The sequence below is a fragment of the Helicobacter pylori genome (assembly GCF_030323545.1).
In the GTDB taxonomy this organism is placed as follows: Bacteria; Campylobacterota; Campylobacteria; order Campylobacterales; family Helicobacteraceae; genus Helicobacter; species Helicobacter pylori_CO.
Genome location: NZ_CP122954.1, coordinates 568,247 through 591,879, shown reverse-complemented (window position 1 = coordinate 591,879; position 23,633 = coordinate 568,247). Strand labels below are relative to the sequence as shown.

The window sequence follows — 23,633 nt, the reverse complement described above, 5'->3', positions numbered from 1 at the left end:
CTATTTATGGTATGGATGCTTAAAAATAATGCTTAAAGCCCTATAGATTTGCTCGCATAAAACAATTTTAGCCACTTCATGGCTAAAAGTCATCTCGCTCAAACTCCAAGCTTGACAATCCTTTAAAAAATTTTCTTCAAACCCATACGCTCCAGCGATAAAAAAATTAATATTAAGATGATTTTCTAACATTTTACTAAACGCAAAACTATCGCCCCTTTGAGCTTTAGGGTGTAAAGCAATGTTTTTTGCCTTAGGGTTTAAATACGGCTCAAAGGCTAGAGAGTAGCTTTTTTGAGCGAGTTCTCTAGAGATTTTTTGAGCGTTGGCGGTATTTTTAGGGAATAAATCCACTAATTCCAGCTCGCAATCAAATTGCCTGCATTGCTTTTGATAGATTTTCACTAACTCTAAAGGCGAACTTTTAGCGATAGAATACACCACGCAACGCATCAATGTTAAAACTTTAAAAAATCTTTGAAGTCTTATGCATCATCATAGCGATCAAATCGCTCAAAGTTTTTTTCAAATCCTTCCTATGCACAATCATATCAATCAAGCCATGCTCTAATAAAAATTCCGCTGTTTGGAAGCCCTCAGGCAAATCCGCCCCTATAGTTTGCTTAATCACCCTAGGCCCTGCAAAACCTATCATCGCCCCAGGCTCTGCGATAATGAGATCCCCTAAAAAAGCAAAAGACGCGCTAACGCCCCCATAAGTGGGATCGCTTAAGAGCGAAATGAAAGGGAGTTTGGCCTCACTCAATCGATTCAAAGCCGCACTCGTTTTAGCCATTTGCATGAGCGAATAAGTGGATTCTTGCATCCTAGCCCCCCCACTCGCTGAAACAATCAATAACGCTTCTCTTTTAGCGACCGCGCGATTGATCGCTCTTACAATCTTTTCGCCTTCCACAGAGCCTAAACTCCCCCCCATAAAGCTAAAATCAAACACCACGATCTGCAAAGGCATGCGATTAATTTTAGCCTCACCGCTGATCACTGAGCTTGGGCGGTTAGTCCTTTTTTCGTATTTTTTAATGCGTTGTTTATAGCTCTCTTTATCCACGAAATTTAAAGGGTCATTAGGCCGTAAGTGCTTGTCAAACTCTTCAAAACTCCCCACATCGCATAGAAATTCAATCCTTTCAGCCGCCTTCATGCGGAAATGGTAATGGCATTTCAAACACACGCTGTATTTGCCAAACACTTCTTTATGATACATTAACGCATAACATTTAGGGCATTTCACCCAATGGCTTGGCTGTTCTTCCTTACTTGGCGCTGTCCGCAATTTATTGATCTTAAAATTTTTAAAGAAATCTGCAAATCCCATGTTTTTCCTTAATTTTGCAGTTTTATTAGGATTGTATCCAAGTTTTGCTTATAATAAACAAAATTAGCTTAAGAGTAGTGATGCAAGGGTTTCTTTTACAAACACAAAGCATAAGAGATGAAGATTTGATCGTGCGCGTTTTAACCAAAAACCAGCTCAAAACCCTCTATCGTTTCTACGGCAAACGCCATAGCGTGCTGAATGTGGGGCGTAAAATTGATTTTGAAGAAGAAAACGATGATAAATTTTTACCCAAGTTAAGGAATATTTTGCATTTAGGCTATATTTGGGAAAGAGAAATGGAGCGCTTGTTTTTTTGGCAACGCTTTTGCGCTCTCTTGTTTAGGCATTTAGAGGGCGTGCATTTTTTGGATAGCATCTATTTTGACACTTTAGATGATGGGGCTAACAAACTCTCCAAACAGCACCCCTTGAGAGTGGTTTTAGAAATGTATGCAACGCTTTTGAATTTTGAAGGGCGCTTGCAAAGTTACAATTCTTGTTTTTTATGCGATGCAAAATTAGAGCGTTCCGTCGCTTTAGCGCAAGGGTTTATTCTAGCGCACCCCTCTTGTTTGAAAACTAAAAGCCTGGATTTAGAAAAAATCCAAGCTTTTTTTCGCACTCAAAGCACGATTGGTTTAGAAATAGAAGAAGTGGAAGAATTATGGCGCACGCTGAATTTAGGGTTTTGAAAGGTTAAAAATGAAATTTAAATTTTTGAATATGGATAATGAGAGCGGTTTTATTTTGATTGAAAAAGAATTGGAACGATTGGACATTCTCGCTCAAGTCAAAGAAGATTGCATTGAATTAAAAGGCGAGAATATCCAACAAGCGAGAATCTATCTTAAAACGCTTTTTAACTCCAATATTGTGGAATTAGACGATCGCAAAAAAAGTGCAAACGCTTTAATAGAGCACTTGAAATCTTTAGATTTAAAAATTGCGGTGGCTGAAAGCTGCTCTGGGGGGTTATTATCGCATGCATTCACTTCCATTAGCGGGGCTTCAGCGGTTTTTATGGGGGGTGTTGTGTGTTACAATGAAGAGGTGAAGCGCGAATTATTGAAAGTTAATGCCACGACTTTAAAAGTCTTTGGGGTTTATAGCGAAGAATGCGTGAAAGAAATGCTATCAGGCGTGTTTTTCAATTTTAAAGTCAATTTAGCGCTTGCGATCAGTGGGGTGGCTGGCCCTAATGGGGGGAACAAGGCTAATCCTGTAGGCACGATTTATATTGGTGTGCAAAAGTTAGGATCTCAAGCTTTAATTGATCGCTGTTTTTTTGAAGGGAGCAGAGAAAGCATTCAAAATAAAAGCGTAGAGCATGCCCTAAACATGCTCGCTAGAATGCTATAAAACTACCTTAACGCGCAAACGCTACCAAATTCTTTTTGAGCGACCTTAGCGATGTAAGCGATTTCATTATCGTTAAGGTTTTCAACGCTCGCTTTTAAATACCTTTTGATTTGCTCAATCTGGCAACCCACTAGCTTGATTTTCACCACAGCCACCTCCGATTTTAAATTCGTATAGGTGTCGGATACCTGGATCTTAGTCGCTAGGTAATTATAGATAGCGTAGCTGATATTCGTAGTCGTTTGCTCGGACTCATGGAATTGCTCCATGAAGCGTTTTTTATACTTTATCATGATTTCATGAAAAACCACGATCAAGCTCAATTTAGCGTTCAAAGTCGCTTGTTCAATCCCTAAATATTTATTATTAACAGGGATATACGCCACGCCCATCTCTTCATAAGGGACTTTAGGGTCTTCAAAAACCCAAGCAGGAGCATCAGATAATTCTGATTTCATGCCCTTTAAATCAGAGACTAAAATCCCATCATCTCTTAAAAGACTCTTACCGCTTAATGAAACGCTTGAAAACACCCCTAAAAGAGCGATTAAAACCATTCTTTTAAACAAAATACCACCTCTTAAACCTTAATTATTTAGGTTTGATTATAGTTAAAAAGTTTTTAATTTCGTTTAATCACAACCAAGTAATTGCAGCAATCTTTGATTTTCTTGATTTTTGGCTCGCTTCTGCCACCCTCTTACCCAAAGCGATCAAGCATGCGATTTTAGGCTTATTGATACGCTCTTCTAAAATCTCGCCCACTTTTAAAGGATCAAAGCCTCCAATAATGCAACTATCCAATCCCATTAAACTCACGCCCATGCAAATTTGCCCCACAGCGATATAGCATTGCTCTAAAATATAGCTTTCTAATTTTTGCATGCTGTGGTTGAATCTCACGCCAAGCATTTGAGCAAAAGACGGAATCACTCTAACCTTATAAGACTCCGGATAGAGATTTTGCATGTAGTGGCTGTGTGGCAACAACTCGCTGGGTCTTAAAGGGCATACTACCATTAACGCTGAAGCGCTTTTAATCATTTCTTCATTAAAATAGCTGTGCGCTGCAATTTGTTTTTTTAAATCCTTATTCGTAACCATCACAAAACGCCATGGCTGCGTGTTGTAAGAGCTTGGCGATAGTCTGGCGATTTCAGCGATTTCTTCTAATTCTGTGCTAGAAAACTCATAATGGCTATCAAACATCTTGCAAGAATGGCGCTCGTTTAGTAATTGTCTTCTTTTTTCTTGATCCAAAAATTTCATTGATTTTCCTTTATTTTTTTAGAATTTTTTGTAGCATACAATAAAATCCCTAACGAAACAATTACCATAAGCAAGCTTAAAATCTGCCCCATGCTCAAATTTAAAAAATAAACCCCTAATTGGCTATCTGGCTCTCTGTAAAATTCCGCAATAAAGCGCATCAAGGAATACCCCAAGCCATAAACCACAATAAGCAACCCATGCGTTTTGGTGTGTTTTTTAGCCCACATCACCATTAAAAACACGATAACCCCCTCTAAAAACGCTTCAATCAATTGGCTGGGATAACGCAATTCATTATCCACCATAATGCCTATGATTTGCCCTAAATGGCTGTCTTTGGGGACAACCCTCCCCACAAGCTCCTGATTTAAAAAATTCCCAATCCTCCCAAAAACATACCCTAAAGGCAGGCTAATCGCAATCAAATCCAAATAAATCAAAAGCTTTTTCAAATCCTTACGGCTATAAAGATACGAAGCGATCAAAAACCCCACCAACCCCCCATGATAGCTCATCCCACGAATGCCTACAAAATCCCCATTGCTATCAAAAGGGTTAAAGATTTGCCAAAAATGCGTCAAATAATAGCTGGAATTAGGCTCATAAATAAGAATGTATCCTACCCTTGCCCCTAGCACAATGCCAAGCTCCGCCCATAGAAAATAACTCTCAAATTCCTTCCTTTCAATGGGGAAGCGCTTAGGGTCTTTTTGGATCATTCTTAACGCCATATAAAAAGCAATAACAATCGCGCACGCATACGCCAAACCATACCAATGCACTTCAATACCGCCAAGACTAAAAGCGATAGGGTTAAATTGATCATAAATCGTATTCCAAGCGTTCATGCCCAATCCTTAAATTTCAAATTCTTTAGGGGGGATCGCTTCAAATTCATACCCTAGCAATGCGATTTTATGCGCATGGAGCATCAAGCGTTTGGCTGAACCTAGCTCATTATTATAAAGCGTATCGCCTATAATGGGGTGGTTGATGTGCTTTAAATGGACTCTGATTTGGTGGGTTCTTCCGGTTTTGATTCCCACTTTTAAAAGGGTTTTTTTGTTGATGATTTTTAAAGGCGTGATGATCGTAACCGCTTCTTGCCCTTTTTTAGAGATTTTACTGAAAGCTTTAGTGGTCTTAATCGTGAGAATGGGAGCGTTGATTTCTCGCTCTTCTTCTATAATGCCTTGAGCGAGCGCTAAATACTCCTTTTTAACCGCCCTATTTTTAAAAGCCTTTTTAGCTTTTAAGTGGAATTCTGAATTTTCTTTCACCAATAAAACCACTCCGCTTGTTTCTTTATCCAAGCGGTGCAACAAAACCCAACCTTTGAAAAAAGAGGCTAAATCATAGCTCTCTATAAAGGGGGGTTTAAAAAGGGCTAGAATGTTTTCATCTTCAAAAATCACGCTGGGTTTTTCAACCTTTTGGACGCTAAAATGCGTGTTTTTGGGCAATTCTTTTCTGGCGACCATCAATTTCTTCCCCCCTACACTCACTAACCCCAAATCAATCAAAGCTTTGGCTTTTTTATGCGAAATGTTTTCTTGAACGCTCAATATTTTATAAGCTTTTTCCATGTTTATATCCTTTTTAATGTTTAATGAATGCGAGCAATTCGTTTAAATCATGCCCGTTTTCTAAAAAATGCGCCACACCTAAATTTTTGTAATCCAAAAGAGCGTCTAACAGATCCTCTTTTTGAACGATTTTATAAGGCTTGATTAATTCAAACAACGCTACTTGGTTGAAAATATACTCCCCTGTGATCAAGCGCGCATTAAAAAACGCCGGCTCTAAAGGGTTATGCCCCCCCATTTTGACAAACGAACCCCCTAAAATGACAATATCTGCGATTTTGTAGAAGTTATTCAATTCCCCCAAGCGATCCACTAACAAAACATCGCATTCCACAAAACCTTTTGAAGAAAAACACTCCCAACTAAAACGAGTCGTTTTTAAAGCGTCTTGCAATAAATTTTGCACGCTTTTAAAACGCTCAGGGTGGCGCGGCACGACAATTAGCCTTGCATTCTTATGCGTCTTTTTGAACTCCAAAAACGCTTTTAACCCTAATTCCTCTTCGCCCTCATGCGTGCTGGCTAAAACAATGTTTAAAGCGCTTGGGTTTTTAGGGTAAAACGAAGCGGTTACAGGCTTTGAAAAACGCTTGATATTCAAAAAATCCACCACTTTTTTTGCCCCTAGATTCAACAAGCGCTTTTTATCGTCCTTGCTTTGCGCTAAAACCAAATCAATGCGTTTGAATAAAAGCGCATAAAAAAAAGAAAAACGCTGGTATTTAGGGTAAGAACGAACGCTGATTCTAGCGTTAATGAGCATGGTTTTTGCCCCTAATTTTTGAGCCGTATCAAACACATTAAACCACAATTCCGCTTCTGTAACCACCAAAGTTTTTAAGCGTTTTAAGTTTTTTTTCCATGCAAATAATAGGGTTTCAAAAGGCAAGTAACGCACTTCTATATGCTCCAAATTCTGGTAAGTTTGAGCGGCTAATTCAAAACCGGTATTAGTGGTAACGCTAATTAAAATCGGCTCTTTTAAAGCTTGAATGATTGGCTCTAAGGATTTGACCTCCCCATAAGAGCATGCATGAAACCAAAAAACCGGCTCGCTTTTTAAAAAATTGTCTTTGAGAAAAAAACGAGCTTTCAAAGAATGGCGGTATTTTTCTTTAAAACTCCAAAAAAAGATAAAAGGCGCACCAAGAAGATGCCCAAAAGTTAACAATAAAAGGTAGAAAAACTTAAACAATCAAACGGATTCTTGGCTTTCTTTTTGTTGGCTTTCTTCTTGGCTTTCTTTTGGAGGTTGAGCGTTGTTTTCATATGCGCCCTCAGCGTATAAAATACGCCCACAATACGGGCAAGTGATCATATCCCCACTCGTTAGCACTTCAGTATAAATCTTATCGTTCAATCTAATAAAACAACCCCCACAAGCCTGTTTTTTGATCGTTACAATGCTCGTGTTTTTCGCCCATCTTCTAATCCTTTCATAAAAGCTATAGATTTTAGGCTCGGTTTTTTCCACGAGATCTTCTTTCTTTTTAAAGATGATTTGTTGGGTTTCTTTAATGTTTTTGACTTCGTTTTCCACTAAATTTTCCAATTCCAACGCCAATTTTTCAAGCTCTAGCATTTCTTTTTTCAAATCCTCTTGTTTTTCGCTTTTGTGCTTGATTTCATTTTGCAGGTTTTCAATTTCTCTGTTGGCTTGGTTGGATCGCTCTTTAGCAATATCTTCTTCAATGTTTAAAGAGCGCAATTCCCTTTCGGATTTGATCTCGCTCATTTTCTTTTGGATACTGGCGATTTTAGCGTTCGCGTCTTGTAGGGTTTGCTCGTTTTTAGAAACCTGTAATTTTAGGGCTAATTTTTCTTCTTCTAAATTCAAAATCGCTTTATTTTTAGCTTCTTTATCACTCAAGGCTTTATCCAAGTCTTTCCGTTTTTCTCTGATCAATGGCTCTAAGGAGTCAATTTCTTTATCCAAATGCGAAATTTCAATCAATCGTTTGAGGTGGGTGTTCATCGCTTTCCTTTAAATGATTTGCAAGGGGTTTTTAAAATTCTCTATTGTAACCAAATAATTGAAAGAATGCAAAATTTCAGCCACAATCAGCGCAAAACCCCTTTCGCTATAATAATGCGTGGCGTCAATCAGGCTGATATTTAAAGATTGAGCGATCATAGCGTCATGGTATTTCACATCGCCTGTAACCAGACAGCTTTGCGCTTTTAAAGAAGAGAACATGGACGCTCCCGATCCGCACACAAACGCTAAATCTTTAATGATTGGAGAACTTTTGACACACGCTAAGGATCCCACCCCTAAAGAAGATTTGATTTTTTTTACCAACGCATCAAATTCTATATTAGCGTTTTCTTTCACTAACATAAGTCCTTTTTCTATCAAGTTTTCAAACCCTAAAAGCGTGCTAGCGAAATGCTTGTTTAAATGCGTCTTGTCAAAATTCGTGTGCATGCTAATGACTGAAATGTTTTTTTGGATTAAGATTTTTAAAATATTACCCGGATAAGCCTCATCATTAAGCGTTTTTAAGGGCTTGAAAATTAAAGGGTGGTGCGTGATGATTAGGGCGTTTTTGGGAGCGTTTAGAGCGATTTTAAGCGTGATTTCTAAGCATGCGATAATCTCGCTAAACTCATGATTTTCACTCCCCACATTCAACCCGCTATTATCCCACAATTCTTGAAGTTCAAAAGGCGAAAGGCACTCTAAAACTTTCAACACTTCCTTAACTAACGCCATTTTAAGCCTTTGTTAAAGCGTTTTTTAAACGCTCTTCTCTCTCTTCTTCTTGCTCTTTATAAAGAATGGCGCACCCTTTCGCTAAATCCCTGATTTGTAAAATATAATTTTGCCTTTCAGCCACCGAAATCGCTTTTCTGGCGTCTAAAATATTGAAAAAATGCGAGCATAGCATCACAAAATCATAGGCCGGCAGCGGGAGCTTGTTTTCCAAGCAATGCAAGGCTTCGGCTTGAGCGTTTTTAAACATTTCTAACAGCCTTTTTACGCTCGCTGCTTCAAAATGATACTTGCTGAATTCGTATTCGCTTTCTAAATGCACTTGCGCGTAACGCACGCTGTCATGATTGTTTTTAGCCCATTCAATCTCTAGGATATTTTCCACTTTTTGGACATACATCGCTAATCTTTCTAAGCCGTAAGTGATCTCCACCGGGATAGGACTACAAGCAATGCCCCCCACTTGCTGGAAATAAGTGAATTGCGTAACCTCCATGCCATCAAGCCACACTTCCCAGCCAAGCCCCCATGCCCCCAAAGTCGGACTCTCCCAATTGTCTTCTATAAATCGTATATCATGCTCATTAAGGTTTATCCCTAACACTTCTAAGCTTTTTAAATAGAGTTCTTGGATATTAGAAGGGCTTGGCTTGATGACCACTTGGAATTGGTAATAACTCCCCAAGCGGTTAGGGTTTTCCCCATAGCGCCCATCAGTAGGCCTTCTAGAGGGCGCGACATACGCCACATTCCACGGCTTTTTATCCAAACTCCTTAAAAGCGTGGCCGGGTGGAATGTCCCCGCTCCTGCAGGAATATCATAAGGCTGGATCACCAAACAGCCTTGATTCTTCCAATACTCTTGTAATTTTAATAATAAACTTGAAAAATCTTGCATGCTCTCTTTCCTTTTAAGCGCGTCTGATCAAATCGTTCATGCTCTCTAGCACACTCTTGCCCTTTAAAAGCAAGGCTAATTCGCTCGCAATGGGCGTATAAATGCCGTATTTTCTAGCGATTTCCACAATGGCGTTGGTCGTTTTCACCCCTTCAGCCACTTCGCCTAATTCTTCTAAAACCATCTCTAAAGGCTTGTTTTGGGCTAGCCCCAAACCCACACGATAATTCCTAGATAAAATAGAATTAGCGGTTAAAAACAAATCCCCAGCCCCAGAAAGCCCTAAAAAAGTCTCCGTCTTGCCCCCAAAGAACGCCCCAAAGCGCTGCATTTCCACCAAACCTCTAGATAATAAACTCGCTTTAGCGCTATTGCCTAATTTCAAACCATCACAAACCCCCCCAGCAATGGCTATCACATTTTTATACGCGCCAGCGATTTCACCCCCTATGATGTCTTGTTGGGCGTAGGCTCTGATAAAAGAGGGGGTTTTATTGGCAAATTCTAGCGCTAAAGCCTGATTATTAGAATGAATGACTAACGCACAAGGCAGGCCTTGAATGATTTCAGCCGCAAAACTTGGGCCCGCTAAAAAACACAAAGAATTAGGATCGATAAAATCCTTTGCAATCTCGCTCACAAACGCCCTGTTTAACACCTCTATCCCTTTAGAAGCGATTAAAACCTTAGCGTTTTTGGGTAAAGAAGCGTTTTGAAACCATTCTCTTAAGTGCTGCACGCTAATAGCGATCACATAGAGCGCTGCTTTTAAGCCTCTTTGTAAATCCACTTGCTCTATGGGGGCAGAACCTTTAGAGATTAAAGCGTCATTGAGCTTTTTTAGCGGCTCGTTTAAATCCCGCCTTGAAATGATTTTCACTTCATTCTTTTCTCCAAAAGCAAAGGCTAAAGCCCTCCCCCACGCCCCGCCACCAAATACTGCAATTTCCATTAAATTCCTAATCTCATTGATTGTAAAACTCACCATTTTACAATAATAAGTTTAAAATAGCCCTTACATTCAAAACGCTGTCTTTGATTAAAAAGAGGGTAGTTTAAAAAATTTTTTAAATTTTAAAAAATGGGATTTTAATTGCTTTACTTTAAACTCATTCTCTTAAGGGGATAGGGGGTATTTTGAAACCATTCCCCCCTACAACTAAAACCCTTTCACGCTCCGATCCAAATCACCGCCGTTTTGTTCTCCTCCACTCCCGCAAATTGTTTTGAAGCTTTTCATCGTTTAAGTGGTCTTGATAAGTTTTCTCATTTCTTTCTTTAAAATCTTTAAGCCTTGACAGATTTCTTAAAGAATAGTCTAATTGGAGCAATTCATTATAATAATCCACACTTTTTCTGCATCTTTTGGTTTCTTTTTTGCTCAATTCATACCAATCCAAGTAAAACAAAGCACGATCCCTAAAATACAACGCCATTTCTTTGATTTCTTCAAACTCTCTGTAGTTTTCTTCATCGTCCTCTTCGTCGTCGTTTTCTTCTTTGTATTTTTCAAAAGTGAAAGCGCTCACACGATCAAAAACCTTATCAATGCTTTCTTTAAACAAGTCAATCACTTCGTTCAATTGCACTAAACTCTCTCTTTTGGATCGCTCTTGCTCAGCAAATTCTTTTTCTAAAATCTCAATTCTTCTAAAAATTTTATCGCTGAAGTCATCAAAGCCTTTTTGCATCAAATCCAATCTAACAGAACGCAATTCTCTTTGGTAGCGTTTGAATTGGCTAGCGTCTTACTTAATAGCCTTTTCATACATCCCATGCACCTCGTATAAAGATTCTAAAATTTCGTTTTGTTTCTCGCTCCTTTGATTTAACTTCATTAGAAATTTCTCAAGCGAGTCAAAAATATGGCTTTTTTCGCTGAACTCTTTAATTTCTGAATACCTTGTAGCGCTATAAGCGCCAATCCCCAAAAACTCAATGCCCCTATCTTCTAAAGTCTCTTTAATTTGTTTAGCGACTTCTTCTAATTGGCTTTTGGTGCGCCTATCAGCCCTACTCAATACGATAAAAACCTGCTTGCCGTATTCTTCGTATAATTCTTGCAAAAAATCTAAATCATCGCTTTCAATACCCCCACGCTCGCAACTAACGAGCCATAGAATGTGTTTGGCGTGTTTTAGGGATTCTTTAGAGGCTTCTTTGTCCCCACCCGTATAGCCTTGATTGGCAGGGTTAAAACCAGGCGTGTCTATGAAGCACAAAAATTCAAAAGGCACGCTAGGAGCGCTCAAAAGCATGAAAGGCATGATCTCTTTGAGATTAAAGCCAAGGGATTCTAAAAACTGATGGTCAAAAGTGAGATTTGGTAATTCCACCATGCCCCCATTTTGAGAAAACCCCATTAAAACTTCTCTTTTACCCTTTAGGCAATAAGTGGGGATGGCCGTAGTGGGATTAATATCTTCAGGGAGTTTCAATTTCAAACCCAACAAGTTGTTTAAAAAAGTGGATTTGCCCGCGCTAAACCCTCCCCCCACCGCAACCATGTTTTTATGGAACAATCTAGGGTAGCTCGCCACTAATTGCAATTCTTTTTTAATTTCTTGGAGCGTCAGTAACGCTATTTCCTTTTCTTTGAGCGAATCCACGCCGCTAGCGAACTCTAAAAATTCGTTATCTAAGACGCTTTGGTATTTTTCTAGCCCTTCATTTTTGATTCTAGAGTTTAAAATACGAGCGATTAAATCGTAACGCTCTTTTAAGTCCACTTGATGGTTGTTTTGGTGGTTTTCAGCCCTGCTATTGTCATTAAAAATGCCCTTAAAAAAATTAACGCTCATTGAATCCCTTTTAAAGCCTTGATTTTTGCGTCTAATTGAGCGATGGATTGCTCTTTGTTTTGAACTTGATTTTTTAAGTTTTGCATGTCTTCTTTAAGTTTTTGAAGCGTATCGCTGGCTAAGTTTTGCCTTTCTAAAGCCTCTCTTAAACCTTGGATATAGCCTTTCACATCTTTTTTAGTCTCAGCTTTAAAATTTCTCACATGCATTTCCACGCTTTGTATAAAAGCATCGGCTTCATCGCCTTTTAAATCACCCGTCTGTGCTCTCATCTCGCTAGGAATCTTATCAGTATAATCAAACTCTTTAAATTCAATGGAATCTAAAACAGCCATCACGCTTTTTTTGAAAGCCACCTCATCAATCAAATCATCATCACGGATTGTTTGACGCAAAACAGGAAAGACTTTAGCGTAGAGTTCTTTTTTAAAAACGATTTTAAAAGATCCAACGCTGTCATTCAAAGCTTTTTTGCAGATTTCATGCATCTCTTTCAAATAATCCACCACCGCTCCGGCTTTAATGACTGCTCTTGTGCGCTCTACTTCATCATAGCCCGCATCATCATCAGCCCACCACAAAAAATTTCTTTTAAAGCTTCCAAAAGGACCTTTTTGCTTCACTCTTTCAGTGTAATACTCTTTTCTCTCTTCGTTTTGAGCGCCCACCTTAGCCTTTTGGATAGCTTTCGTTAAGGTTTCTTCCAAGCCATCTCTAATGTTTTTGATGAAATGAAAGATAAATTCTTCATACGCTTCCCTAAACCCTATTTCAATGTTACCAGAGAGCTTTTCATAGGCCTCTATTTGCTTTTTAATCGTGCCCATATCAGCGTTTTTAATCCTCTTTTTTTCATCTTCTAGGTCTTTTATAACTGCGTGATCAAATTATGGAGGTTGTTCGCTTGGCTTTGTGCATAATCTTGCAACCTTTGAGAAATGATTTCTTCTTTCTTTTGAGCGGCTTTTTCTAAACGCTCTCTAATCGTGCCCATATTACTTAAGAGCAACAAGCTTTCTTTAGATGCATCAGCGCTGTTAAAAGCGTCAGGGTAACAATCTGTTAAATTATTCCATGCGAGTTGGTAGTCTTCGTTTTTGCTTTCCCAAGAAGCTTTGTTTTTGAAATCTTTATACAAGTTGTAGCAAACCCCTGAAGTCAAAATGACGCCATTTTTTTCACTTTTTCAAAAATCTCTCGTTGGTTAGGGTAAGCTTTAATCAATCCTTCCATGGTTTTATCTAAAGAATATGAAAGGGATTTTTGCGCCATTTCTAAGGCTGTGGGGAGGTGGCGGTCCGATTTTGCTGCTACACTCATCCCGCAAACAACGCTGTCTGCTTGGCTTGCTACAAAATAAATTTCTTGAAGGCCTTCTTTGTTAGAAACCCTGTCAAACAAACCCATATCGCTATCCGTTAAAAACTGACCAGAAGGGCTTATGATAAACACCACATGGCAATCTTTCAACAATGCTTTGGTGTGCTCTTCTCTTGAGACAATCGGATCGTTCACGCCCGGGGTGTCAATGATCTCTAGATTTTTGAGATTGGGGTCATTCAAAGAAATTTCCACCGCTTTAGTGGAAGGCATATACTTCCCGTTTGCGCCCACGAATTGAAGCAATTTTTGATTCAGCTCTTCTAAGCTATTGGCTTGAATGCACGAATCCAATTTTTCAGTGTTGGTTAGCCCGCTCTTTTTTATTTTTTCGTATTGATCGTATAATGAAAAGAGTCTCGTATCCTCTTTTAATGTATTTTTAGCAGTTTTTCTAGCCTTTTCTAATATTTCTTCATCGCTTAAAATCCTCTCTTTGGGCACTTCTTTATCGCTTTTGTTTATGCTAAGAAATTTGCCAAACTTATTTAATCTCTCTTTAAATCCCTCTTTAGCCCTATTTGCCAAACTCTGTTTTTGTTCTTTGACTTTTTCACCAACCATTCTTTGAAATTCCCTTTCATACCTTGCATGTTCGTTTTTAAGCTCTTCAATATCCTTTGGGCTATAAAACTCCACTTGAGAGCGCTCAGATTTTGAGCGTATTTTAAAACAGTAAGGCTAGCGGTCATGGGCGTCGCCGCTTTAGGTAAAACCTCTACACCCTCAAAAATCAAAGCGTTTAAGAGCAAGCTTTTACCCGCTTTCACGCGCCCGATGATACCGAAAGATCCCTATCAGTATCTTGCATCTCTTTTAGCGTTTTCTCTAACTCTTCTGTTTTGATCACAGCGTTTTCGCTGATAAAAGGCCTCGTTCTTTCTTGCAAGCCTTGTTTTTGAAGCGTTTTTTCAATTAAAGCGCTTTTTTGAATGAGTTCTTGAGCGTTCATTTTAATCCTTTAAATATTGTTGTTCTAAATTGCTTAAAGCGTTGATCTTGTTTTCTAAGATTTGTTTTTGCGCTTCTAGATCGCTTAGGTGTTTTTCTTTTTCTGTTTGAGCGAGCGCGATTTCTTGTTTCTTGTGCGTGATTTCTAATTCGCACCGATCTTTTAGAGATTTTAGGGAATTTTCCAAGCATTCGTTAAACAAGCCTGGCAAAACTTCTTTAAGCTTGCGTTGGACCTCTGGAATCACTTTTATTTCAATCAGATTTTCTAATTTCGCCCGCTCTTTTTCTTCATTCCTGAAGAATGCAGCGATGAGATTAGGCAACAATGTCAATAAATCTTTTAAAAGAGGTTTTAACCCTTGTAAAATCAGCGCGAACGGCCTTGTAACCGGGTTTTTGGCTAAAATCACGCTTAAAGCGTTGATCCCTAATTCAAGGCTATGCTCTAAATTCACAGACAGATCGCTAGAAAGCTGCATGTTGTTCAGGCTTTCAAATTCCGCATGAAAATCTTTTGAAAAGGAAAGGTTAATTTTTTCAATCTCTAATTTCGTGTTTTTGATCAAGCTTTGTTGCATGATGCTTTCTATTTCGCTATTGAACTCGTTAGGCTTGTTGATTAAAGAGGCTAAATAAGGTTTTTGATCCCTTACATCTTCTAGAACTTTTTTAACCACAGATACCACAGCCACGCTAGAATACTCTTCTTCTAAATTAGCCCTTAATTTTTCATAGGTTTTTTCAATGTCTTTAACGCCCAAATCCAAAGCTTTGATCTCTTCTAAAGCCTTTTCTTTAGAGTAATCAAAGCTTTCAATCACGCTTTTTAGGCTGTTTTGTAACTGGGCGTTCAAAAACTTCAATCGTTCCAAATACAAAGCGCTAAAAAGCTTTTCAGCGTCTATTTTATCCGCTACCTCTAAAAGAGCGTTATTGTCTTTATCAGAGCGGATAAGATGCGTTGTCAAATCAAGGTGATCCTGGATTTGTTCTTCAATATAATGAGAAACCTCTTCTAAAAACTTTACAAAATCCGTCTGTGAGCGTAAAATCATTACCAATCCTTTATATTAAAAATTAAAATCTAAACAAGACGCAAAAATCCCTAAAATATAGATAGGGTTTATATGGGGGTGAAAAGATAAAGCGGCTGACTAGAGAGAGAGAGAGAGAGAGAGAGAAAGCGGATTTTTAAGAATAATAGTCATTACAAACTCCTAGTGCCATTTAATGGTGGGTATTATACTTGATTTTTCACAATCAAAACTAAAAAACTCAAAAAAAGAGCTTGATTTTAATCAAACGATAACCTCTTGGAAAAAAGCGGTCTTCTTGGGTTAGGGGGATTTAGTTGGGGGTTAAGGAGGGAGAGTTAAGTGCAAAATACCCCCTATCCCCTTAAGAGAATGAGTTTCAAAAACAAAGTAACTAAAACCCCATTTTTTAAAAAAGTTAAAAATTTTAGTTATTGGCATTTAATGAAAAACGCCATGCGTTTTACAACCCATGCGTTTGAGAATAAAACAATTTCATGTCTTTAGAAGCGAACTGATTTTTTAGCGCTTGGGCTAGAGATAAAGCCACTTCATCGCTTAAAAAAAGCTTGAATTTAGCGTAGTCTTTGCGCCCACTCACCTGTTCTTTTTGGCTTAAAAGCAGTGAAGAAGCGGCGTATTTATAGCATTCCACATAAAAAAAATCATCAAAGCCTTTTTCAAACAAATAATCTATTAGAGCGTCTTTCAAACAAAGATCAATATAAATTTCTAAAGCGAGCATGTGAAATCCCTTAATTGATTTTAATCTTTTTAGCGATGAGCATAAACATGGGCGGTAGTAAGAGTAAGGTTAGAGCGCTTGAGGTGACTAAGCCCCCAAGCACCACGATCGCTAAAGGTTTTTGGACTTCTGATCCCACGCTATGAGAAAACAATAAAGGTATCAAACCCAAACCGGCGATGCAAGCGGTCATCAACACCGGTCTCAAACGCCTTTTAGCGCCCAATAAAACGCATTCTTCTACGCTTTTTCCTTGCAACAAAAGCTCTTTAAAATAACCTATCATCACCACGCCGTTTAAAACCGCAATCCCAAAAAGAGCGATAAAGCCCACGCTCGCTGGCACGGAAATATACTCCCCTACCGCAAACAACGCAATAAGGCCTCCGGTAACCGCAAAAGGGATATTCAAAAGAATGAGCAAGGCTAAAGGAATGCTTCTAAAAGTGAAAAAAAGAATGAAAAAAATCGCTAAGATGCTTAAAGGGATAACGGTGGAAAGCCTTTTATTGGCCCGTTGCTGGTTTTCAAACTGCCCCCCATAAGTGATATAGTAGCTAGAAGGGAGTTTGATGTTTTGAGCGATCACTTTTTTAGCCTCTTCTACAAAAGAGTTTAAATCGCGCCCCACCACATTACTGCGAACCACGCTCATGCGCATTGAATTTTCACGCACGATAGAAACAGGGCCATCCACTTCTTCAATCTTAGCGATAGAAGTGATAGGCACTAAAACGCCATGTTTTGAAGTCAAGGCTAAACTTTTGATTTTAGTGATAGAGCTTGCAAAATCGCTCTCTTGGCGGATCATCACCGGCGTGCGTGAAATCCCTGTAGGGATCACATCCACGATCAAGCCCTCTAAAGCGGATTTTAAAAACTTGGAAAATTCATCGCTAGTGATCCCCACATCCGCCATCGCTTCTTTATTGGGGGTTACATACAAATAATTCACGCCCTCATTGAGCGTGGTTAAAACTTCACTAGATCCTTTAATCCCTTTTAGAGCTTGTGCGATTTGAAAACTCAATCGATTCAACTCGCTAATATCATCTCCAAAAATCTTAACCGCTAAATCCCCCCTAACCCCTGTAAGCATTTCAGAAATCCTCATTTCAATGGGTTGGGTGAAAGAAAAGTTAATCCCCTTAAAGTCTTTTAAAGAATCTGTGATTTTTTCTAATAATTCATCTTTGGTTTTTACGCTCCATTCTTTTTTAGGGATGAAAGAAATAAAAGTATCGGTTTGATTCAAGCCCCCTAAATCCAGCCCCAATTCATCGCTCCCTGTGCACGCGACAATGCTTTTGACTTCCTTGACATGCTTTTTAATCGCACTCTCAATGTTTAACATGAGATCTCTGGATTGATCTAAAGAAATAGAAGGGGTGGTTTCCACGCTCAAAACCACATCGCCCTCATCTAAAGCAGGCATGAAATTCTTCCCCACAAAAGGGAATAAAGAAAGGCTTGCGATTAAAAAAACAAACGCTCCTGAAATCACTTTTTTAGGGTTATGCACAAAAAATTCCAATAAAGGGGCATAGATTCTGTTTAAAAACCTCGTTAAAAAGGTTTCGCTATGGGGCGTGGCTTTTAAGACAAGAGAGCTCACTACAGGAATGATAGTGATAGATAGAACTAAAGTGCCTAAAAGCGCATACACAATGCTTTGCGCTAAAGGCCTAAACATCTTGCCCTCTAACCCCTGTAAGGTTAGAATCGGCACAAAAAACACAATAATAATCACCACCCCGCTCACCACTGAAACGGCGATTTCTTTACAAGAGCGATAGATCGCATGGAGTTTAGTGGTTTTAGTGTTAGCACTTAATGTTTCAAAAGCGTTTTCCACCACCACCACGGCTGAGTCAATGAGCATGCCTATAGCGATAATCAACCCCCCTAAACTCATCAAGTTTAAAGTCAAATCGCTCATCTTGATAAAAATAAACGCCACGGACAAGCTTAAGGGTAAAATCACCCCCACAGCCACGCTCGCTCTCAAATTCCCTAAAAATAAAAAGAGCGTGATGACGATTAAAACAACGGCTTCAATGAGCGTTTTAGAAACGGTGGCAATGGCTTTTTGCGTAAATTCTGAGCGATCATAAAAAACATTAATGGAAACGCCGCTCGGTAAAAAGGGTTTTAATTCCTCTAGTTTTTGATACACTTGAGTGATGATTTCTTTGGTGTTGGCTTCTTTTAAAGAAAGCACCAAGCCCTCTGTCGTCTCACCCACGCCATCTTTAGTAACAAACCCCAAACGGGTGCGAGACTGGCTGATGACTTTCGCAAAATCCTTAATGTGCAAATGCCCTAAATTAGTGGAAACGGTGATTTTGCCAATGTCTTCTAAACTCAAAGAAGCGGTTTGGATTTTGACTAAAAAAGTTTCGCCATCCCTATCCACGCGCCCCGCTCCGCTGTTTCTTAAATTCACTCTCACAGCCTCTTCTAAATCAGAAATGCTTATCCCAAGCCTTGCCATGTCATTAAAATCCGGCACAATCACAAACGCTCTGCTAAAGCCTCCAATAGAATTGACATCCGCCACGCCGCTAATCATTCTTAATTGCGGGCGGATCACAAAGTCTAAAAGCTGTCGTTTTTCTATTTCGGTGATATTGCCATCAATGGTGAACATAAAGATGTCTGACAACGGCGTAACAATGGGCGCCATGCCCCCTTCAACCCCCATGGGTAAATCTTTCATCACGCTGCTCAAGCGTTCATTAACAATATTTCTCGCTAAATAAATATCCACGCTGTCATCAAAATCTATCGTAATGTCTGAAATAGAATATTTTGAAATACTTCTTAAAGATTTTTGCCCTTTTAGCCCTAAAAGCTCCAATTCTAAAGGGCGCACGATGTTGTTTTCCATTTCTTCAGGGCTAGAGCCAGGGAGTTTTAAAATGATTTTAACTTGAGTGGGCGAAATATCCGGGAAAGCATCTACTGGAGTGTTGATAAAACTATAAGTCCCAAAAAACAAAACAAGAATCGCGCCAACAATCACGATTATTCGCTGGCGTAAGGAAAATTCAATAATGGAAGCGAGCATTATTCTTCCCCTAAATTGTTGATCATGCCTTTTAACCCTATCAATGACCCCACTGCCACGCTGTCATTAGGGTGTAAATTTTGAGCGTTCACGATAAAAATCTTGCTGCGCTCTTCTAAAACTTGAACCACCACAGGCCTAAAACCTTTAGGCGTTCTCACAAACACCAGGTAATCCTTTCCGTTTCTAATCAAAGCGTTTGAAGGGATTAAAACCGAGTCTTTGGGTTGAGAGCCTTGAATATACATTTCTACCATTTCCCCCACATGGTAATTGCCCTCATCTAATAAAGCGGTGGCTAAAATCGTGTTAGAGCCTTTGTCTAACACCACCGAAACGCTTTGGATCTTCCCGATTTTTTCCCCCTCTTCATTATAGACCGGCGAATCTCTTCTAATGGATTTAGAAACGCTTACAGGCAATTTGATTTGAGCGATCAAATCATCGCTTTTTGAAATACGCACATAGCTAGTGAAAGCTAAAATCTTCTCGCCCACATTTTTAGGCGCTAACGCTAAAAGACCGCCGTCTCTAGCCACAATCCTAAAACCATACTGCCCTTTAGGGTTTTTGGGATCCACGCCAAAGCTTTTAAACGCGCTCTCTAATTGTTCCACCTTTAAGCCCATTTCTTCACTGGTTAGAAAGCTCGTTTGATACTCCCTTTTAGGGATCACCCCCGCCCTATAAAGCTCTAAATCTTTTTTAGTAATATCTTTAGCGATTTTTAATTTATTTTGGTTGTTTTGCAATTCAAAATATAAATTGCCCAAATCAATGGAACTCACTTCACAGATCGCATCTCCAGCCTTCACCTGCTCGCCCTCTCTTTTATAAACCGCAACCACAGACGCATCAAAACTCAAGCTCTGCACCACAGAGCTTTTACTATCAAAATCAATATAAGCGTTAAAAGGAAGCCCTTTACTGAAAATTTCTTTATCTAATTTAATAACCTTTAACCCCATAGGTTGCAAGTTTTTTTCTTCTAAAACAATTTCTGGATACTCTTTGGCCTTTAAAGAAACGCCCATTGAAAAAACACCCATTAACACAAGCCACCATAACGCCCGCTTCAATGCAATTCTCCTAATCTGGTCAAGCTCTCCCCTAAAGTTTCTTCTAAAAGCGCGCTAATATTAATGTATTCAATCTTGGCTTCCGCCAGAGTAATAAGAGCGTCCATGTAAGAATTTTGATAAATCAAGTATTCAAAAAGCCCGATTTTTTGGGCTTCATAAGCGATGCGCCCCATTTCCATCAAACGCTTCTTATTGGCAATGGCTTCTTTTTGGGTTTCAATGTATGCTTCTTTGGTTTTGAGCTGGTTTAAGTAGGAGTTGGCGTTGATTCTAATGTTTCGTTTCATCACTTCATTTTGCGCGAGCGTCCCGCTTTGCAAATCCAAGAATTTACGCTTTTGATAGATGTTTTTAGGCGTTACCGGTAAAGGGATACGCACTTCTATAGAAAGGTTAGTGGAAGAGTTATAGCTTTCAGAGCCAATCCCAAACTCAAATGCATTAAACACATCTCTATTAGCCAATTTCGCATTCACCTGATAATCTTTAGCCGTCAAATCCAAAATATCCACATACAACGAGCGATCCAATTTAAACTTTAAAGCTTCAGGCTCTAATCGCACGTATTCAAAATCCAAACCGATCACCTTGACATCATGCAAATGGTTTAAATAAGTGTCAAAATGCGCCCCCTCTTTGACCGGCTCCACAATCGCTAGCATCGTGTCTAGCATTTTTTCTAAATCTATGAGTTTGGTTTCCACATTGGTTTTAGCGAGTTTGGATTCCAAATAAGAATTATTGAAGTTGATATAGTCCTTTTCGCTCATGCTGCCGGCTTTGACTTTTTCTTTAGCGATTTTGAGCTGCGAATAAAAGTTCGCTTCTCGTTGCACATACACCTGATACTTTTCCTTAGTCATCACATAAGTCAAATAAAGGCGTTTAGCGCCAATAAAAGCGAGATTTTTATTTAATTGATAACTTTTATCGTATTGAATGGTTTTAATAGAAAGGCTTTTGGATAAAAGCGAACTCACCCATGGGAGCTTGGGTCTTACTATTAAAAGGGTTCTGGGTTGCGCTTCTATAATGCCTTGGAAGTTTTTCACCATAGAAGTTTCATTATCAATATAGGGAAAATCCCATGCATTGATTGAACGCTGTTCGTTCAGACGGCTTTTAAAATCGGCTTTTTTGCCGATCAACTCCATAGAGTTGGTTTCTACTTCTTTAAAAAATTCTTGTAGGGTAAAGATTTTCGCATCAAGCACACCCGCACCGCTTATTAAAAAAGTTACCCCCAAACAAAAACGCTGGACTTTGCGTTTGAAAAAATTAAATCGCAATTTCTTTAATATCCCCAATTTCTAAGAAACTTTGATACACGCCCCACAAGAAATTTTTACGATTTTTTTGGATTTCTATATCTTTATCCATGACCAGCACGCTTTTAAAATATTCTTCTAAAGGCACATGCAAACCAAAATAAGCCTCTATTTTACTATCCAAACTCTCAAAAGCGCTTGTTTTGATCGTATTGAACGCTTCAAAAAGGGCATACTCTTGCGATTCTTTGAAAAGACTTATGGAAAACTCGCTTGATTCGTTAGGGTTTCTGTCTTTGTTGATATTTGCTAGGCGTTTGAAAGCGCTAAAAAGCAACTCTTTTTTTTGAGCGTTCTTGGGATCGTCTAAAAAGCGTTTTAAGGCTTTGACTTTTTGAATGATTTTAACAATATCTCGCTCGTTGGTGTTTAACACGCTCCTTATAATAGAAGGGTTACAATCTATTAAATTATGAAAGCGCTCCAGTAAAAACTTCTCTAAAATCTCTAAATCAAAGTTTTGATAAACGCCCACTTTTTCAAAGAGGTTTTTCAAATCCGCTTTCAAATCAAATTCTAACCCATAATGCGCGATGATTTTCAATAGCCCAAAACTCAAACGCCTTAAAGCAAAAGGATCTTTAGATCCGCTAGGGATTTTACCTGCGCTAAAAAGAGAAAACAGGCTGTCTAATTTCAAGCTCAAAGCCACGATCGCGCTAAAAACGCTAGAGGGCAAGGGAGCGTTTTCGCTTGCGGGCAAATACTGCTCTTTCAAACTCAAGGCGACTAACTCGTTTTCGTTTTGTTTTAAAGCGTAGTAATAGCCCATGATCCCTTGAAGCTCGCTAAATTCATACACCACTTCACTGAGTAAATCCGCCTTAGCGATTTTAACGGCTCGGCCAATCAATTCAAGGGATTTTTCTAAAGGCATGTTTAAAGATGGAGCGTATTTTTGCGTCAAGTATTGAGCGATGATTAATTCTCGCTCCATTTTATCCTTTAAAGTCCCTAAACCTTGCACAAAAACCACGCTCTCTAAAGGAGCGTTATCTAAAGGCTTTTTGAGATCGTTTTCATAAAAGAAAACCGCATCGCTCAAACGGGCTTTTAAAACCTTTTGATTGCCTGCAATGATTTTTTGCTTGTCTTTATTGATAGCGTTGCTCACCACAATGAAGCCGTTGTGTAATGTTGGGCTTTCTTGGCTTTTTTGACTAAAAACCGCAAAATAGCGTTGGTTTTCTTTCATGGAAGTGGTGATGATTTCACTGGGTAATTTTAAAAACGCCTTGTCAAACTCCCCTAAAAGCGCACTGGGGTATTCCGTGATCGCTACAACCTCATCTAATAGATCCCTATCTGTTTCTACGATGATGCAATGCTTTGTTTCTAGCTCTTTAATTTCTTGTAAGATTTTAGCTTCGCGCTTTTTAGGGTCTAAAATGACATGGTTTTTTTCTAAAACTTCAAAATACGCTTTAGGGCTATCCACCTGGATAAAATCAAAACCCTCTTGTCGGTGCACTCTCGTGGCTTGCTTGGTTTTAAAGCCATACTCTTTGACTTCAATATCGTTAAAATTTTCCCCATTAAACAACACGCAAATATTATGAATGGGTCTGATAAAGCTTTTTTCCACATTGCCCCAACGCATAGACTTCCCGAAATTCAAACCCTCTAAAAACTCTAACACAATGGGCATGATTAAGTCTTTTGTAGGCTCTTTCGCATGGATTTTAGCGTGATAAAGCACTTCTTTATTGTTTTTAAACGCTGTTTGGAAATGCTGGTGATCCTTTAACCCTAATTTTTGATAAAACCCTAAACCCAATGCGTTCAGCCCTTGCGTTTTATCTTCATTGTTGCATGCGATTTTAACGGGAGGCCCAAAAAATTCCTCTTTGGTTTCTTGGGTTAAAAGAGGAAAATCTTTGATGAACAAACACAAACGCCTAGGGGTGTAAAAAATCTCTATATTTCCCACTTCTAAAGCGCGCTTTTGAAAAAGAGCGTGGAGTTTTTTAGGCATTTCTTTATATTCATTCAATAACGCTTGTGCGGGCAATTCCTCAACTAAAATCTCTACTAACAATTCATCTGAATGCAAAATCTCAATTCTCCCT

The 23,633-nt window shown here is 39.0% G+C and carries 19 protein-coding genes and 2 pseudogenes; 2 read left to right on the top strand and 19 right to left on the bottom strand.

Features of this window, described 5'->3' with window-relative positions:
• A complete protein-coding gene (rlmH, locus tag QAP06_RS02865; protein WP_100982811.1) occupies positions 1 to 453 on the bottom strand; it encodes a 23S rRNA (pseudouridine(1915)-N(3))-methyltransferase RlmH in 453 nt (150 codons plus the stop codon).
• 13 nt (positions 454 to 466) lie between these two features.
• Positions 467 to 1,336 carry an acetyl-CoA carboxylase, carboxyltransferase subunit beta gene (accD, locus tag QAP06_RS02860; protein WP_000505036.1) on the bottom strand — a complete coding sequence of 290 codons (870 nt, stop codon included), beginning with the start codon at positions 1,334 to 1,336 and terminating at the stop codon, positions 467 to 469.
• An 80-nt stretch (positions 1,337 to 1,416) separates the two neighbouring features.
• Between accD and recO the strand changes: the two genes are divergently transcribed.
• Both recO and QAP06_RS02850 read left to right on the top strand, forming a co-directional pair.
• Positions 1,417 to 2,031 carry a recombination protein RecO gene (gene recO, locus QAP06_RS02855; protein WP_286466469.1) on the top strand — a complete coding sequence of 205 codons (615 nt, stop codon included), beginning with the start codon at positions 1,417 to 1,419 and terminating at the stop codon, positions 2,029 to 2,031.
• Positions 2,032 to 2,041: 10 nt separating this feature from the next.
• The gene (locus tag QAP06_RS02850) at positions 2,042 to 2,698 is read left to right on the top strand and encodes a CinA family protein (protein ID WP_286466468.1); all 657 of its coding nucleotides are present in this window, start codon (positions 2,042 to 2,044) and stop codon (positions 2,696 to 2,698) included.
• 2 nt (positions 2,699 to 2,700) lie between these two features.
• On the opposite strand, the gene QAP06_RS02845 is transcribed toward QAP06_RS02850, so the two are convergent.
• The 17 genes and pseudogenes from QAP06_RS02845 to glyS form a co-directional block, all read right to left on the bottom strand.
• On the bottom strand, positions 2,701 to 3,267 hold the full coding sequence (locus QAP06_RS02845; RefSeq protein WP_286466466.1) for a hypothetical protein: 567 nt from the start codon (positions 3,265 to 3,267) through the stop codon (positions 2,701 to 2,703).
• A gap of 67 nt (positions 3,268 to 3,334) precedes the next feature.
• Positions 3,335 to 3,967, bottom strand: coding sequence for an oxygen-insensitive NAD(P)H-dependent oxidoreductase RdxA (gene rdxA / locus QAP06_RS02840; protein WP_286466457.1), 633 nt, complete (start codon positions 3,965 to 3,967; stop codon positions 3,335 to 3,337).
• The gene (lgt, locus tag QAP06_RS02835; protein WP_286466452.1) at positions 3,964 to 4,818 is read right to left on the bottom strand and encodes a prolipoprotein diacylglyceryl transferase; all 855 of its coding nucleotides are present in this window, start codon (positions 4,816 to 4,818) and stop codon (positions 3,964 to 3,966) included. The genes rdxA and lgt overlap by 4 nt, the downstream gene beginning before the upstream one ends.
• A gap of 9 nt (positions 4,819 to 4,827) precedes the next feature.
• Positions 4,828 to 5,556 (bottom strand): RluA family pseudouridine synthase, encoded by a 729-nt coding sequence (locus tag QAP06_RS02830; RefSeq protein ID WP_286466443.1) that lies wholly within the window; start codon positions 5,554 to 5,556, stop codon positions 4,828 to 4,830.
• Between the two features lie 13 nt (positions 5,557 to 5,569).
• Positions 5,570 to 6,751 carry a lipid IV(A) 3-deoxy-D-manno-octulosonic acid transferase gene (gene waaA, locus QAP06_RS02825; protein ID WP_286466441.1) on the bottom strand — a complete coding sequence of 394 codons (1,182 nt, stop codon included), beginning with the start codon at positions 6,749 to 6,751 and terminating at the stop codon, positions 5,570 to 5,572.
• Positions 6,752 to 7,531, bottom strand: coding sequence for a zinc ribbon domain-containing protein (locus tag QAP06_RS02820; protein ID WP_286466439.1), 780 nt, complete (start codon positions 7,529 to 7,531; stop codon positions 6,752 to 6,754).
• Positions 7,532 to 7,540: 9 nt separating this feature from the next.
• Positions 7,541 to 8,272 carry a GTP cyclohydrolase I gene (locus QAP06_RS02815; RefSeq protein WP_286466437.1) on the bottom strand — a complete coding sequence of 244 codons (732 nt, stop codon included), beginning with the start codon at positions 8,270 to 8,272 and terminating at the stop codon, positions 7,541 to 7,543.
• A gap of 1 nt (position 8,273) precedes the next feature.
• Positions 8,274 to 9,170 carry a glycine--tRNA ligase subunit alpha gene (gene glyQ / locus QAP06_RS02810; protein WP_286466435.1) on the bottom strand — a complete coding sequence of 299 codons (897 nt, stop codon included), beginning with the start codon at positions 9,168 to 9,170 and terminating at the stop codon, positions 8,274 to 8,276.
• Between the two features lie 13 nt (positions 9,171 to 9,183).
• The gene (locus tag QAP06_RS02805) at positions 9,184 to 10,122 is read right to left on the bottom strand and encodes an NAD(P)H-dependent glycerol-3-phosphate dehydrogenase (protein ID WP_000401704.1); all 939 of its coding nucleotides are present in this window, start codon (positions 10,120 to 10,122) and stop codon (positions 9,184 to 9,186) included.
• Between the two features lie 235 nt (positions 10,123 to 10,357).
• Positions 10,358 to 11,971 (bottom strand): annotated as a pseudogene (locus QAP06_RS02800) (dynamin family protein).
• Positions 11,968 to 14,303 (bottom strand): annotated as a pseudogene (locus QAP06_RS02795) (dynamin family protein). The pseudogenes QAP06_RS02800 and QAP06_RS02795 overlap by 4 nt, the downstream one beginning before the upstream one ends.
• A gap of 1 nt (position 14,304) precedes the next feature.
• Positions 14,305 to 15,360: a hypothetical protein gene (locus tag QAP06_RS02790; RefSeq protein ID WP_286466428.1), complete on the bottom strand. Its 1,056-nt coding sequence runs from the start codon at positions 15,358 to 15,360 to the stop codon at positions 14,305 to 14,307.
• 442 nt (positions 15,361 to 15,802) lie between these two features.
• Positions 15,803 to 16,084, bottom strand: coding sequence for a DUF3240 family protein (locus QAP06_RS02785; RefSeq protein WP_286466426.1), 282 nt, complete (start codon positions 16,082 to 16,084; stop codon positions 15,803 to 15,805).
• 10 nt (positions 16,085 to 16,094) lie between these two features.
• Entirely contained in the window at positions 16,095 to 19,154 is a 3,060-nt protein-coding gene (locus QAP06_RS02780) for an efflux RND transporter permease subunit (protein ID WP_286466425.1), read from the bottom strand.
• Positions 19,154 to 20,233 carry an efflux RND transporter periplasmic adaptor subunit gene (locus tag QAP06_RS02775; protein ID WP_286466420.1) on the bottom strand — a complete coding sequence of 360 codons (1,080 nt, stop codon included), beginning with the start codon at positions 20,231 to 20,233 and terminating at the stop codon, positions 19,154 to 19,156. Before QAP06_RS02775 ends, QAP06_RS02780 begins: the two co-directional genes overlap by 1 nt.
• Complete coding sequence (locus QAP06_RS02770; protein WP_286466415.1) at positions 20,230 to 21,525, bottom strand: TolC family protein; 1,296 nt, start codon at positions 21,523 to 21,525, stop codon at positions 20,230 to 20,232. The genes QAP06_RS02775 and QAP06_RS02770 overlap by 4 nt, the downstream gene beginning before the upstream one ends.
• Positions 21,515 to 23,617 (bottom strand): glycine--tRNA ligase subunit beta, encoded by a 2,103-nt coding sequence (glyS, locus tag QAP06_RS02765; protein WP_286466410.1) that lies wholly within the window; start codon positions 23,615 to 23,617, stop codon positions 21,515 to 21,517. The genes QAP06_RS02770 and glyS overlap by 11 nt, the downstream gene beginning before the upstream one ends.
• Positions 23,618 to 23,633: the final 16 nt, after the last annotated feature.

Coding starts and splice junctions, on each gene's coding strand:
- rlmH (WP_100982811.1), bottom strand. CDS start 453: ATGCGTTGCGTGGTGTATTCTATCGCTAAAAGTTCGCCTTTAGAGTTA.
- accD (WP_000505036.1), bottom strand. CDS start 1,336: ATGGGATTTGCAGATTTCTTTAAAAATTTTAAGATCAATAAATTGCGG.
- recO (WP_286466469.1), top strand. CDS start 1,417: ATGCAAGGGTTTCTTTTACAAACACAAAGCATAAGAGATGAAGATTTG.
- QAP06_RS02850 (WP_286466468.1), top strand. CDS start 2,042: ATGAAATTTAAATTTTTGAATATGGATAATGAGAGCGGTTTTATTTTG.
- rdxA (WP_286466457.1), bottom strand. CDS start 3,967: ATGAAATTTTTGGATCAAGAAAAAAGAAGACAATTACTAAACGAGCGC.
- lgt (WP_286466452.1), bottom strand. CDS start 4,818: ATGAACGCTTGGAATACGATTTATGATCAATTTAACCCTATCGCTTTT.
- QAP06_RS02830 (WP_286466443.1), bottom strand. CDS start 5,556: ATGGAAAAAGCTTATAAAATATTGAGCGTTCAAGAAAACATTTCGCAT.
- QAP06_RS02820 (WP_286466439.1), bottom strand. CDS start 7,531: ATGAACACCCACCTCAAACGATTGATTGAAATTTCGCATTTGGATAAA.
- QAP06_RS02815 (WP_286466437.1), bottom strand. CDS start 8,272: ATGGCGTTAGTTAAGGAAGTGTTGAAAGTTTTAGAGTGCCTTTCGCCT.
- glyQ (WP_286466435.1), bottom strand. CDS start 9,170: ATGCAAGATTTTTCAAGTTTATTATTAAAATTACAAGAGTATTGGAAG.
- QAP06_RS02805 (WP_000401704.1), bottom strand. CDS start 10,122: ATGGAAATTGCAGTATTTGGTGGCGGGGCGTGGGGGAGGGCTTTAGCC.
- QAP06_RS02790 (WP_286466428.1), bottom strand. CDS start 15,360: ATGATTTTACGCTCACAGACGGATTTTGTAAAGTTTTTAGAAGAGGTT.
- QAP06_RS02785 (WP_286466426.1), bottom strand. CDS start 16,084: ATGCTCGCTTTAGAAATTTATATTGATCTTTGTTTGAAAGACGCTCTA.
- QAP06_RS02780 (WP_286466425.1), bottom strand. CDS start 19,154: ATGCTCGCTTCCATTATTGAATTTTCCTTACGCCAGCGAATAATCGTG.